Source organism: uncultured Roseibium sp. (genome assembly GCF_947499295.1).
Classification (GTDB): domain Bacteria; phylum Pseudomonadota; class Alphaproteobacteria; order Rhizobiales; family Stappiaceae; genus Roseibium.
The window spans coordinates 249,775-261,424 of the sequence record NZ_CANMNP010000007.1 but is presented as its reverse complement, the minus strand read 5'-3'; the positions used below and the strand labels follow the sequence as shown (position 1 = coordinate 261,424).

At 56.5% G+C, this 11,650-nt stretch carries 12 protein-coding genes, 4 tRNA genes and 1 pseudogene; 13 read left to right on the top strand and 4 right to left on the bottom strand.

Going from position 1 to position 11,650, the window contains the following annotated elements:
* Positions 1-225: 225 nt before the first annotated feature.
* The 3 genes and pseudogenes from Q0835_RS13780 to Q0835_RS13770 all read left to right on the top strand — a co-directional run.
* Positions 226-765: pseudogene (locus tag Q0835_RS13780) on the top strand (hypothetical protein); the annotation flags it as partial.
* A 56-nt stretch (positions 766-821) separates the two neighbouring features.
* Positions 822-1,667 carry a hypothetical protein gene (locus Q0835_RS13775; RefSeq protein WP_298962036.1) on the top strand — a complete coding sequence of 282 codons (846 nt, stop codon included), beginning with the start codon at positions 822-824 and terminating at the stop codon, positions 1,665-1,667.
* Positions 1,633-2,277, top strand: coding sequence for an SOS response-associated peptidase (locus Q0835_RS13770; protein ID WP_298962033.1), 645 nt, complete (start codon positions 1,633-1,635; stop codon positions 2,275-2,277). Before Q0835_RS13775 ends, Q0835_RS13770 begins: the two co-directional genes overlap by 35 nt.
* Positions 2,278-2,386: 109 nt before the next feature.
* Here the strand turns inward: Q0835_RS13770 and Q0835_RS13765 are convergent.
* Positions 2,387-2,462, bottom strand: a tRNA-Thr gene (locus tag Q0835_RS13765).
* 229 nt (positions 2,463-2,691) lie between these two features.
* Here Q0835_RS13765 and Q0835_RS13760 point away from each other — a divergent pair.
* Together Q0835_RS13760 and Q0835_RS13755 are read left to right on the top strand one after the other, a co-directional pair.
* Complete coding sequence (locus Q0835_RS13760) at positions 2,692-3,804, top strand: YHYH protein (RefSeq protein WP_298962031.1); 1,113 nt, start codon at positions 2,692-2,694, stop codon at positions 3,802-3,804.
* 118 nt (positions 3,805-3,922) lie between these two features.
* Positions 3,923-5,101, top strand: coding sequence for an MFS transporter (locus Q0835_RS13755; protein ID WP_298962029.1), 1,179 nt, complete (start codon positions 3,923-3,925; stop codon positions 5,099-5,101).
* Between the two features lie 168 nt (positions 5,102-5,269).
* Here Q0835_RS13755 and Q0835_RS13750 read toward each other — a convergent pair whose 3' ends face one another.
* From Q0835_RS13750 to Q0835_RS13740, 3 genes are all read right to left on the bottom strand, one after another.
* Entirely contained in the window at positions 5,270-6,091 is an 822-nt protein-coding gene (locus tag Q0835_RS13750) for an RNA methyltransferase (RefSeq protein ID WP_298962026.1), read from the bottom strand.
* Between the two features lie 74 nt (positions 6,092-6,165).
* Complete coding sequence (locus Q0835_RS13745) at positions 6,166-6,669, bottom strand: PaaI family thioesterase (RefSeq protein WP_298962024.1); 504 nt, start codon at positions 6,667-6,669, stop codon at positions 6,166-6,168.
* Positions 6,666-7,199: a MarR family winged helix-turn-helix transcriptional regulator gene (locus Q0835_RS13740; RefSeq protein ID WP_298962021.1), complete on the bottom strand. Its 534-nt coding sequence runs from the start codon at positions 7,197-7,199 to the stop codon at positions 6,666-6,668. The genes Q0835_RS13745 and Q0835_RS13740 overlap by 4 nt, the downstream gene beginning before the upstream one ends.
* A 422-nt stretch (positions 7,200-7,621) precedes the next feature.
* On the opposite strand from Q0835_RS13740, the gene Q0835_RS13735 reads away from it, so the two are divergent.
* The 8 genes from Q0835_RS13735 (at position 7,622) to rplA (ending at position 11,552) form a co-directional block, all read left to right on the top strand.
* Positions 7,622-7,706 (top strand) — tRNA-Tyr (locus Q0835_RS13735).
* 22 nt (positions 7,707-7,728) lie between these two features.
* A tRNA-Gly gene (locus Q0835_RS13730) sits at positions 7,729-7,802 on the top strand.
* A gap of 171 nt (positions 7,803-7,973) precedes the next feature.
* On the top strand, positions 7,974-9,164 hold the full coding sequence (gene tuf, locus Q0835_RS13725) for an elongation factor Tu (RefSeq protein WP_298961980.1): 1,191 nt from the start codon (positions 7,974-7,976) through the stop codon (positions 9,162-9,164).
* A 110-nt stretch (positions 9,165-9,274) separates the two neighbouring features.
* Positions 9,275-9,350: transfer RNA gene (locus Q0835_RS13720), tRNA-Trp, on the top strand.
* 104 nt (positions 9,351-9,454) lie between these two features.
* Positions 9,455-9,652, top strand: coding sequence for a preprotein translocase subunit SecE (gene secE, locus Q0835_RS13715; RefSeq protein WP_152501358.1), 198 nt, complete (start codon positions 9,455-9,457; stop codon positions 9,650-9,652).
* Between the two features lie 58 nt (positions 9,653-9,710).
* Positions 9,711-10,241, top strand: a complete 531-nt coding sequence (nusG, locus tag Q0835_RS13710) for a transcription termination/antitermination protein NusG (RefSeq protein ID WP_298962018.1) — start codon at positions 9,711-9,713, stop codon at positions 10,239-10,241.
* 179 nt (positions 10,242-10,420) lie between these two features.
* Positions 10,421-10,849, top strand: coding sequence for a 50S ribosomal protein L11 (rplK, locus tag Q0835_RS13705; RefSeq protein WP_094071112.1), 429 nt, complete (start codon positions 10,421-10,423; stop codon positions 10,847-10,849).
* 4 nt (positions 10,850-10,853) lie between these two features.
* Positions 10,854-11,552 (top strand): 50S ribosomal protein L1, encoded by a 699-nt coding sequence (rplA, locus tag Q0835_RS13700; protein WP_298962013.1) that lies wholly within the window; start codon positions 10,854-10,856, stop codon positions 11,550-11,552.
* Positions 11,553-11,650 lie beyond the last annotated feature (98 nt).

The window sequence follows — 11,650 nt, the reverse complement described above, 5'->3', positions numbered from 1 at the left end:
AATCAACCAACACGATGAGCCAGTCTCTCCGCTAAGTCACGAAGCCATCAGCCCCAAATACCCTGACGACGGACACTTCGGCTGCTTGATCGGTAGCGCCATAAAGGAATATTACGCGATACTCCAAAAAGGAGTGTAGTATTTTGTGCAGACGCTATACCCAAGATAAACCGTGGCGCGAGATCGTCGTTCTATATCGCTTAACACTCGCCCAGTCCCGAATGGGTCTTCTGCGAATACGTCGAGGGACATTTGGACCGTGGATTTGAAGAGGTTGCCGGGGACTTACAAGGACTGGGCTTTAGCATCAAAGCGGGATTGTTCTCGGCGGCTGAAGTCGGCGCGTCCCACATCCGGAAGAGGCTCTTCATTCTGGCCCACGCCAACGACAAGCATCTATGCGTGCCGGACGGACATCTTGATAGAGCAGGGAGCCTTCCGGTTCCGGACTGCGACGGACCAGTTGGGCAGCCAGCACGCCTTGGGGAACGCTGCGAGAGTGTGGAGCACTTTCTGGCTGGCGGTGAAACAGATGGGTTTAAAGGCCCTTCAAACACCGATTTACCCATCTTTGCCCCAACTCCATGTGACCTTGAAGCCTGGGACACGCACCTGTCCAGGCGACTGGACCTTCAACCCGAACTTTTCGGGCTGGATGATGGGCTGGCCAATCGGGTGGAGCGATCCCGCGCAGCCGGTAACGGGGTTGTCCCGCTGGTCGCAGCTTATGCGTGGCGAACTCTCAAGGGTGCTTTCTATGGATGATGCTTGATAGATCGCCCGAAGGTTGTAATGCTCCCGTGTGGTTCACGGGGGCATTGATGAAAAAGGCATTGGTTGGATTTTCGATCATTTGGGTTTTGATCGGTGTGTTTCTTTTGTCGCAGTCGGGACTAGACAGCTCAAACGAACCATTGAAGATATTTCGTGGACTAACTGCAAACGAGCTTGGCGACTTTCTTGCTGGGTTTTTCGCTCCGTTGGCATTCATTTGGTTGGCGGCGGCGGTGTACATTCAGTCGCAAGAATTGGCGGAGCAACGCAAGGAACTGCAGTTGACGCGTGAGGTGGCGATAGAGGCCAAGGAGGCGACAAAGGCTCAAGCTGAGGAAGCGCGACGAAGCGGTGACTACTTCGCCAAACAAACCGAATTTATGGACTTCGAGCACAATTCGGCCGTGCATGAACAGGCGCTTGAACTGTGGAAACTCACATGGCAACAAGTTTCACAGCAAAAAGACAACCTAATTGTGAAGATCCACACTGCTGAGCCGAGTGGCCGTTTAATCGAAAGGCGAATAGACTTTTCACGCCTTGAAGTTGACGAGACGATCTCATCGTTAAAAAAAGACTGCAGTAGATACGAAAGGTGTCATGTCGATATTGATGATCTGAAGAAACTGCAAAACCTCGAAACTCAGGTCCAAACGCTCCTAGAACAAGAAAAATCAATGTTACCGGTCCATTCAGCGAAGTTGGACGTATCCTTATCCTCGCTGCTTCGCTTCCAAACTACCTTTAATAGGTTCTATCGCGAATTTGAAGAATTCGGCGCAGTGAGAGAATCTACTGATGATCTAGGAACAACCACTATAGGAGCGCAAACCAAGAATGTGCGGCCGCTACACGCTGATGAAACCGTGGAAGGAAATCCACCGGCTATATAATCTGACGGCCGAGTATTTGCACCTCAACACGGCCGCCCGCTACAATATCGCTCCAACGCAGGACGTGCCGTTTGTCCACGTGGGTGAGGGCGGAGATCTGGAGGTGTCACAAGGCCGTTGGTGGCTCGTACCTCATTGGGCGAAAGAGCTTCAGAGCAAATATCCGATGTTCAATGCGCGCTCTGAGGATGCCGAGAAGAAACCGGCCTTCCGGGATGCCTACAAGACACGGCGGTGCCTCGTGCCGGCCGATGGCTGGTACGAATGGACCAAAGGTGAAGATGGCGGCCGGGATCCTTGGTTCATCCATCTGCCTGAGACGGCACCATTCTCATTTGCGGGCCTATGGGCGCATAACACCACGCTGGACGTGATCTCCTGCGCCATCCTGACCGCACCCGCCGTCGCTCCGATCGACCGAGTGCACACCCGCATGCCCATCGTCCTTGACCAGTCCGCATATGATGGATGGCTTGACCCACAAACGCCAGTTCCGGACGCGAAAGCGCTTCTTGGCAGCAATTTGGGTTCGCAGTTTGAATTCTATCGGGTCGGTCGGCAGGTCAACTCATCGAAGACGGATGGGGCGGAGATGGTAGAGCCGATTTAGGAAAAAATCTGGTGGCCAAGTGAAGTTGCGCGCTACAGGTTTCGACACACTGCCATGGAAAGCACGTGCAACGTCACCGTGTCAAAAAATCTAATTGTAGAGAGAAAACTGGTGCCGGCAGCAGGATTCGAACCCGCGACCCCGAGATTACAAATCACGTGCTCTACCAACTGAGCTATACCGGCGCCGGGAATGGCTTCTACCAGATTGGCAGCGCTTGTCCATGCCCTTGTGGCAAAAATTCTTTTCCAGGCCCAACAAACTTTCTAACGTCATAGAAAAGCAACGATAATTGCCTCGTCACTGTGGATAAATCCGTTCCAGGGCCGGTTACAGACTATTACAAATTCACACTGCGGTCTGCTGCGGGGCTGTGTTAAGCCAAATGACGTGGGCTATATCGGGAATGCACAAATGAAATTTGCAAAACCAACGGGTTTGTCGGCGGTGATCGTCTTTTCGTCGCTTGCGTTTTCAACGACATCAGAAGCGCACGATATCAAGACCTGCAAATGCGATGAGGCCTGCTACACCAAGGAGATCGAGACGCTGGAATGTTCCGGTGGCAAGGCGCGGTTTTCGTCCAAAGGACTGCCCGACACCGACGATCCGATCATGCGGGGCATCATTGCCACCAATCAGCAATTCCCGTCCGTACACAATTACGAGTTTGAAATCCTTTTGACGCCGCAGCTGTCAAACCGGCCGACAAAAACAGAAGCAGGTCCGGTCGGTGTTGCCGTCAACGGTGTTCCGATCTTCGATCCAAGCACGCAGGGGCCGGTGAACAGGTCGACCGGCAAGCGCCCGAGCGCCTTTGAAGCCGGCGAACTGGATGTTTGCGGCGGCCATGCGGGCAGGGGTGACGACTATCACTACCACATTGCGCCCAAGTGCCTGATTGAGGATCTCGGCAAGACGTGGGTGGAGGTCGACAAGAAACCGATCGGCTATGCAATGGACGGGTTTCCGATCCTGGCGCTTGGGTGGTTCGACAAGGCGAACGGGGTTGAAAATGCACTCGACACCTGCCGTGGCATGAAAGACGAGACCGGTGACTATTTCTATAATGTAAAGACCACCTCCGATTGGGATGTGCTCAATTGCCTTTCCGGACACCCGCAGAATTTTACGCGCGATCGTTGGCTGCATCGCGTGGACCGCACCGGCAAGGAGATCACCGGCATTCCAATCCGGTTCGCCATAAAGGACAGCACCCGGAACTCATATGGCGGCGATGTCTGTCACGTGATGACGGGCATGCTTCAGGGCGAGCAGATCCTCCAGACCAACGGCAAGGCGCAGCGGGTCGGGGCCGAGGAGGGAAGCCTCTTTTATTGCAACAAAACCTGCTACGGCCTCTTTTTGGAGGCAGACAAAAGCAGAGCTTTTCGCGGCAGGGCAATCTATTTTGACTATATCGCGTCCGGATGCCCAAGCGGGTTCGATGTCTCCGGGCTGAAAACCTTTGCCCCTTACGAAGGTCCGGTGCAGACCCGAAAGGGGCCTCCCGGAACCGGGCGGTAAGCGGGCACCTGCCGAACCTGGCAAAATTCGTGTAATGCTGTGCATCGACAACCCAAAATGAGTCGCACCGGGTAACGGCACCTCGCGGTGCGGCCCGTCTTCACTGAACAGGGAATACATGACGCGGGCACAGCGCATCTGCCTGATTTTTTTTCTGCAGCCGATCGCGCTGGGAGCGTGGTTGCCGCATATTCCGGGCATTCAGACCTCATTGGGTCTCAGCAACAGTGAGCTTGCCTTCGCTCTGATTGGTGCTCCGATCGGGACGTTGACAACGCTCCTCTTTGCCGGGCGTATCGCCAACTGGTTGGGCGCGCGCCGGATTACGCTGGTGCTTTATCCGGTGTTTCTGCTCGTCATGCTGCTGCCGTTCATGGCACCGACCCAATGGGTCCTGATGATAGCGCTTGCCTTTATGGGAAGTTCCCTATCCCTTTTGGAACTGGGCCTGAACGTGCTTGCCGACGAATATGAAAAGGATACCGGCGGCAAGGTCATGAGCGTTGCTCACGGGTGTTGGAGTTTCGGCTTGTTGACCGGTACGCTGATCGGGTCTGCGGTTGCAGGCCTGGGGTGGTCGCCGTTGATCGCCGGACTGGCGATTGCCCTTGTGGTTGAAGTGCTGGTGTTGCCGGCAATACTCAAGATGCCTGTCGCTGAGGCTTCCACCAGTGCGCAGGAACATGCGCCAGGGTTTCGGATGCCACACCCGTTGTTGCTCGGCGTCTGTGTTTTCACGTTCGGTACAACAATCGTCGAAGGAGCAATTGCGGACTGGGCCGCGGTATTCCTGCGAGACGCGTTTGCCGCAAGCCCGGGACTGGCCGGTCTCGGTATTTCCGTCTTTTCCCTTTGCCTTGCTTCAACCCGGCTGTTGGGCGACAGGCTTCGACATGTGGCGGAGCCTGGCAGGCTGGGGCAAATACTTGCAGCGGTGGGTCTGGCCGGTCTGGGCATCATCTGGGTCGCGCCAGGCGTGCCGGTGGCGCTTCTTGGGCTCGGTATTCTTGGCATTGGAGCCGCGCTGGCATTTCCACTGGGCGTCTCTGCCGCGTCTGCGGCACCAGGAACAAGTGCGGCTTCGAACGTCGCGATCCTGTCTTTTATCGCGTTGCTGGGCTTCCTGCTCGGGCCGTTGACGATTGGCCCGGTTGCCGATGCCTACGGTATTCGCACCGGTCTTATGGTGCTCGCACCGACGCTCTTCTTGAGCCTGATCCTCGCTCCGTTCCTGACACGTGCCGGTAATTGGGGCGGACACCGTGGTGCGAGCGATGCGGCTGACATCGCTGAATGAATTTCATTTGCACGGTGCTGAGAAGGATTGAGGGACCAACCGTCGAAGCCGGTGTTTCCTGAAAACTCTGAAAGAGGCGCAGGCTGCTCTCGCTTCTGCGTTGAAGCAAGTCTAGCTGGTGATAGACCGGAAAACGTTCTTGGGCAGCCAGCATTCAAGGCTTGTTGCCTAGAGCCCCATTTTCATGCGCGCGACGTAGAGAGACAGCACGGCCGCATTGGAGACGTTGAGGGAGCGGATTTCGCCGGGCATATCGAGACGTGCCGTCAGGCCACAGGCTTCTCGCACGCCCTGGCGCACGCCTTTGCCCTCTGACCCCAGAACCAGAACTGTCTTGTCGGTGAAGGGCGTCTCTTCCAGGCTTGCCGGACCGTCGCTGTCCAGAGCGACGCAGGAAAAACCCTCGTCCTGCATTTCCGCAACGAAGCGGGCCATGTTCTTCACCCTGACATGTTTGATCATGTCCAGCGCACCGGATGCGGATTTGGCAAGAACGGAACCCTCTTCAGGGGCGTGGCGTTCCGTTGTGACGACGGCATCGGCGTCAAGTGCAACGGCTGATCTCAAGATCGCGCCGACATTGTGCGGGTCGGTGACCTGATCGAGCGCCAGGATCAGCCGCGCACCTCTTAGGTGCTCCGCGCCATATGCGGGCAGGGGGTCGGCTTCCAGAATTATACCCTGATGAACCGCATCCCTGGTGACCATGCGATCGAGTGCGCGTGGCATCATGTTTTCCACCGGCACGTCGATCGTGACGCCGCGCTCTTCCAGACGGCGCTGTGCATTTTCCGTCGCAAAAAGCTTCAGCCGCTTGCGGTCCTTGTTGGCAAAGGCCGCTTCCACCGTGTGGAGGCCATAGAGCAGTACAGGACCTTCCGGCGGCAGGCCCGGGCGGCGCGGGGCAGGTTTGCCTGCCCCCTTCCTGAAAGGTCCGCCGGGCTTGCCTCTGCCCGATTTGAAGCGCGATGATTTGGTGTTTTCCGTCATAGCGCAGCTCTAGCGCCAAATAGTCCAAAGGGAAAGAGGTGGCTTCCGTCTCTTCAACAGACCGGATGCAGGTGTCAGGATGGTTTCATGATCATGCAACTGACCGTGCCATGGGCGATCAGTTTGCCATTTGCATCGCGAAGGTCACCTTCGGAGGTGGCAAGCCGTGAACCGCGATGCACGATCCGGCCTTCGCATGTGACCTTGCCGCTGTTGGCCTGGAGTGGACGCACCATGTTCACGTTGAGCGAAGTGGTCGTATAAAACTCGCCGGGCTGCAGCGTTGTGTGAACCGCGCAGGAAAGGGCTGTGTCAATCAGAGTGGAAATCCAGCCCCCGTGAACGGTGCCAAGCGGGTTGAGGAACTCTTTGGCAGGTTGGCCGGTGAAAACAGCGCGCCCTTCTGAGAATTCCTTCATGCGGATATTGGAATGTACCATGATTGGCGGTGCGGGAAGGTCACCGGCCATCATCCGCTCAAAAATGTCGAGACCGGTCATCTCGTGAAAAGCCTTCTTGGGCAGGGCGCCAAGCTCATGGGTTTTGCCGTTTTCTGTAAATGACTCAGAGTTGTTCATGTCTGTCGTCCTGATTTTGAAGAAATTGTTTGAGTGCTCTGCCCAGCAAGGTTCGGCCTCTCCGTGTCTATTTCGCCGGAGAGAATGTGCACTGCCTTGCGCAGCGCGGACATGTGGCTGCGCACGGCTTGAGCACCGTCAGGGCCCAGAAGGTCGCTGATCTCGGTTTGCGCCCTTGACCAGGTTTGATGGATTTCGATCACCTTGTTCTTGCCCGCCGACGTCAGGACCGGCAACACACGGCGTCCACCCTGGTCCTGCCTTGTGATCAGGCCGGCGGTTTCCAGCGGTTTCAGGTTTCTGGCTAGTGTGGAGCGGTCAATGCCGAGAAATCTTGCGATTTCCGATGCGGATGTGGCGGAACCTTCTGCAATCGCTGCCAGCAACTGAGCCTGGGTGAGTTCCAAACCGAGTGCCGCCAAGTGCCGATTATAATGCCGGGTCAGCAGATTTGCGGTGCGCCTTGCTGCGTGGCCGAAGCACATCCGGCCCATATGCATCAGGTCTATGTCGTCAAGCGGATCAGTCATTTGTTGTAGCTACAACAAATCGTTTGTGCGCCGCAACTCCTATTTTGATCACCTGGCGTCTATCAGAGGTGCTTTGAAATCGTTGAAGCCCTACTTTGCTGCCATATGCGCCCCACTGCCTGACGCTCCGCAGTTGTCCACAGGGGGAGAGCCTGCAAGAGCGCAAGAGCGTGAAAACCAAAGGCAAATCGTGACAAAATGGCCAAGCTGAGGCACACTTTTTGGATAGGTGGCTAGGCCGATGGACTGCGCGTGAGGCAACTGTTTCGCGCGTCATCCGGATTTTGTTCATTTCTTTGCAAAATCGGCGTTGACAGGGCAGGTCCTCATCTGCATAACACGCGCCACGGGATTGCTCGCCCCTTCGGGCGGGCTCTCCGGTCAAGCCATCCTGATCGCTTCGGCGTGAAGCAGGACGAGATGGAGGAGTGCCCGAGTGGCTAAAGGGGACGGACTGTAAATCCGTTGGCTATGCCTACGTTGGTTCGAATCCAACCTCCTCCACCATCGTTTCTGTTTCTCTCGTTGTGCGGGTGTAGCTCAATGGTAGAGCAGCAGCCTTCCAAGCTGACGACGAGGGTTCGATTCCCTTCACCCGCTCCATCATGGGTGCTGATCGGAGTGTCCGGGACGGAAGGCTCTTTCGCCCGGAAATCCTGACAGAAAAGTTCTACGGGAAGTAGTTCGTCGCACGCGGATCTGTCCAAGGCGCCGGAATGCGGCCCGACTCGAGCCTTTATCGATGAACCGAGTATTGGACAGAGAGCGACGCCGATGGCGAAGGAAAAATTTGAGCGCAACAAGCCGCACGTTAACATTGGCACGATTGGCCATGTTGACCACGGCAAGACGACGCTGACCGCTGCGATCACCATGACGCTTGCAGAAGCAGGTGGCGCAGAAGCAAAAGCTTATGACGAGATTGACGGTGCCCCTGAAGAAAAGGCGCGCGGTATTACGATCTCCACGGCTCACGTTGAGTATGAGACGGAAGCCCGTCACTACGCTCACGTTGACTGCCCTGGTCACGCCGACTACGTGAAGAACATGATCACCGGCGCTGCTCAGATGGACGGCGGGATCCTGGTTGTGTCTTCCGCAGACGGCCCGATGCCGCAGACCCGTGAGCACATCCTGCTTGCGCGTCAGGTTGGCGTTCCGGCTCTTGTTGTTTTCATGAACAAGGTTGACCAGGTCGACGACGAAGAGCTTCTTGAGCTTGTCGAGATGGAAATCCGTGAGCTTCTGTCTTCCTACGAGTTCCCGGGCGACGACATTCCGATCGTCAAGGGTTCTGCTCTTGCAGCTGTTGAGAACCGTGATGCGGCGATTGGCCGTGATGCGATCCGCGAGCTGATGAACCAGGTTGACGAATACATCCCGACGCCTGAGCGTCCGAAGGATCAGCCGTTCCTGATGCCGATCGAAGACGTGTTCTCGATCTCCGGCCGCGGTACTGTTGTGACCGGTCGTGTTGAGCGCGGTGTGATCAATGTGGGTGAAGAAGTCGAGATTGTCGGCATCAAGGACACCACCAAGACCACGGTTACCGGCGTTGAAATGTTCCGCAAGCTGCTGGACAGCGGTGAAGCAGGCGACAACATCGGTGCTCTGATCCGCGGTGTTGCCCGTGAAGACGTTGAGCGTGGCCAGGTTCTTTGCAAGCCGGGTTCAGTTACCCCGCACACGAAGTTCAAGGCAGAAGCCTACATCCTGACGAAGGAAGAGGGTGGCCGTCATACGCCGTTCTTCACCAACTACCGTCCCCAGTTCTACTTCCGTACGACTGATGTGACCGGTGTTGTTTCCCTTCCTGAAGGCACTGAAATGGTTATGCCTGGCGACAACGTTTCCGTTGACGTTGAGCTGATCGTGCCGATCGCCATGGAAGAAGGCCTGCGCTTCGCGATCCGCGAAGGTGGCCGTACCGTCGGCGCCGGCGTCGTCGCATCAATTACTGAATAAGATGAAATTGAACCGCCGGGCTTGTGCCCGGCGGTTTGCCCTCTTAAGTGTTGCTGTGAGCGGCCTCAGAGGGTATCAGGAGCGGGGATCGCGCAGGCGGTTCCCCATGAAGGGGTATAGCTCAGCTGGTAGAGCGACGGTCTCCAAAACCGTAGGTCGCGGGTTCGAACCCTGCTGCCCCTGCCAATTTGCTCTTGATTAATCGGCCTCGAGGGCTTAAACAGTTTCCTCGAGTGAGGCGCGCGGAGACTTTCCGCGCGCCCACTCGTATTTAACAGACCGGAATCGGAATGGCGAAGACCAATCCCTTTAAATTTATCCAGGAAGTGCGCGCCGAGACCTCCAAGGTGACTTGGCCGACGCGTCGCGAGACAGCTGTGACCACTGCCATGGTGTTTGTCATGGTGATGATCGCTTCGATCTTCTTCCTCATCGCGGACCAGCTGATGAGCCTGGGGATCGGCTTTTTGCTGGGTGTCGGCGGCTAATTGAGTAAGACCGGCCGTCCGGTTTGCAGACAAGAACAAGAAACGGAACTGAAGAACCATGGCCAAGCGCTGGTACATTGTGCACGCCTATTCCAATTTCGAGAAGAAGGTCGCCGATTCCATTCGCGAGAAGGCCGAACAGAAAGGTCTCACCGATCTGTTTGAAGAAATTCTCGTTCCGATGGAAAAGGTCGTGGAAGTGCGCCGTGGCCGCAAGGTCGACGCTGAGCGCAAATTCTTCCCGGGCTATGTTCTGGTGAAGATGGACATGACCAACGAGGCTTTCCATCTCATCAAGGATACGCCGAAAGTCACCGGTTTTCTGGGTGCGGATCAAAAGCCTATGCCGATCCCGGAGAAAGAGGCTTTGCGCATTATCAATCAGGTGCAGGAGGGCGTTGATCGTCCCAAGCCCTCTGTCAGCTTTGAAGTTGGCGAGCAGGTGCGTGTTTCCGATGGCCCGTTTGCATCCTTCTCCGGCCTGGTCGAAGAAGTCGATGACGAGCGTGCGCGTCTGAAGGTTGCAGTTTCTATCTTTGGCCGCGCTACGCCTGTGGAACTTGAATTCAGTCAGGTCGACAAGCTCTGACTGTCTGCTCTCCCGACGGGAGGGCGCGTGTGCCCGGTAAAGGTGATCTTGAAGATGATCGGACCGGGATGAATGCGGTGGAAGGTTCCGTTGCTCTTCGCCGGGCGACGACAAAGTGCCGGACCACCAACTCCCAAGCAGCCGGATTGCCGTTCGGCTGCAGATGACTGGAGAGACAAATGGCGAAGAAAATTGAAGGTTTCCTGAAGCTTCAGGTGCCGGCAGGTTCCGCTACCCCGTCGCCGCCCATTGGGCCGGCTCTCGGTCAGCGTGGCCTGAACATCATGGAATTCTGTAAGGCGTTCAACGCGCAGACGCAGGATGTTGAAAAAGGCGCTCCGTGCCCGACCGTGATCACATATTACTCTGACAAGTCCTTCACGTTCGAAGTCAAGACCGCTCCGGTCAGCTTCTTCCTGAAGAAGGCTGCCAAGCTGCAGAAGGGTTCCCAGACCCCAGGTCGCGGCACTGTCGGTTCCGTGACCCGCGATCAGGTCAAGGAAATCGCTGAAGCCAAGATGAAGGACCTGAACGCCAACGACGTCGACGCAGCAATGCTGATGGTTGAAGGCTCCGCCCGTTCCATGGGCCTTGAGGTAAAGGGGTAAGATCATGGCGAAGGTTGGAAAGCGTACCAAAGCAGCGCGTGAAGGCATTGACCGGAACAAGCTCTATTCGCTCGACGAGGCTGTGAGCCTGGTCAAGGGCCGTTCCAAGACCAAGTTCGACGAAACCGTCGAAGTTGCGATCAATCTCGGTGTTGATCCGCGCCACGCAGACCAGATGGTCCGCGGCGTGTGTATTCTGCCGAACGGCACGGGTAAAAACGTCAAGGTTGCCGTCTTTGCACGTGGCGACAAGGCGGATGAAGCCAAGGCCGCAGGTGCCGACATTGTTGGTGCTGAAGAACTGGTTCAGGAAGTTCAGGGCGGCAAGATCGATTTCGATCGCTGCATCGCGACACCTGACATGATGCCGCTCGTTGGTCGTCTCGGCAAGGTGCTTGGCCCGCGCGGTCTGATGCCGAACCCGAAAGTCGGCACTGTAACGCCAGACGTAACCGCAGCTGTCAACGACGCCAAGGGTGGCGCAGTTCAGTTCCGCGTTGAAAAGGCCGGTATCGTACATGCCGGTGTTGGCAAAGTGTCCTTCTCCGAAGAGGCAATCTCGCAGAACGTCAAGGCTCTGCTGGATGCTGTTCAGAAGGCCAAGCCGGCCGGTGCAAAAGGATCCTATCTGAAGCGCATTGCGGTGTCCTCCACCATGGGCCCCGGCGTGAAAGTGGATCTTGCCAGCTTTGCTGGTGAATAATCCGGGGTTTCCGGATTGACGAAGAGATTTCGGTCGCAAGGCCGAATAGATCCGGCGGTCCGCCGCCGGATTGCCCTGTCCGAGACTGCAGGTGCCGG

What these genes read in the sequence shown, in the direction of transcription:
- Q0835_RS13775 (WP_298962036.1), top strand. Translation starts at nt 822, where the DNA reads ATGAAAAAGGCATTGGTTGGATTTTCGATCATTTGGGTTTTGATCGGT.
- Q0835_RS13770 (WP_298962033.1), top strand. Translation starts at nt 1,633, where the DNA reads ATGAAACCGTGGAAGGAAATCCACCGGCTATATAATCTGACGGCCGAG.
- Q0835_RS13760 (WP_298962031.1), top strand. Translation starts at nt 2,692, where the DNA reads ATGAAATTTGCAAAACCAACGGGTTTGTCGGCGGTGATCGTCTTTTCG.
- Q0835_RS13755 (WP_298962029.1), top strand. Translation starts at nt 3,923, where the DNA reads ATGACGCGGGCACAGCGCATCTGCCTGATTTTTTTTCTGCAGCCGATC.
- Q0835_RS13750 (WP_298962026.1), bottom strand. Translation starts at nt 6,091, where the DNA reads ATGACGGAAAACACCAAATCATCGCGCTTCAAATCGGGCAGAGGCAAG.
- Q0835_RS13745 (WP_298962024.1), bottom strand. Translation starts at nt 6,669, where the DNA reads ATGAACAACTCTGAGTCATTTACAGAAAACGGCAAAACCCATGAGCTT.
- Q0835_RS13740 (WP_298962021.1), bottom strand. Translation starts at nt 7,199, where the DNA reads ATGACTGATCCGCTTGACGACATAGACCTGATGCATATGGGCCGGATG.
- tuf (WP_298961980.1), top strand. Translation starts at nt 7,974, where the DNA reads ATGGCGAAGGAAAAATTTGAGCGCAACAAGCCGCACGTTAACATTGGC.
- secE (WP_152501358.1), top strand. Translation starts at nt 9,455, where the DNA reads ATGGCGAAGACCAATCCCTTTAAATTTATCCAGGAAGTGCGCGCCGAG.
- nusG (WP_298962018.1), top strand. Translation starts at nt 9,711, where the DNA reads ATGGCCAAGCGCTGGTACATTGTGCACGCCTATTCCAATTTCGAGAAG.
- rplK (WP_094071112.1), top strand. Translation starts at nt 10,421, where the DNA reads ATGGCGAAGAAAATTGAAGGTTTCCTGAAGCTTCAGGTGCCGGCAGGT.
- rplA (WP_298962013.1), top strand. Translation starts at nt 10,854, where the DNA reads ATGGCGAAGGTTGGAAAGCGTACCAAAGCAGCGCGTGAAGGCATTGAC.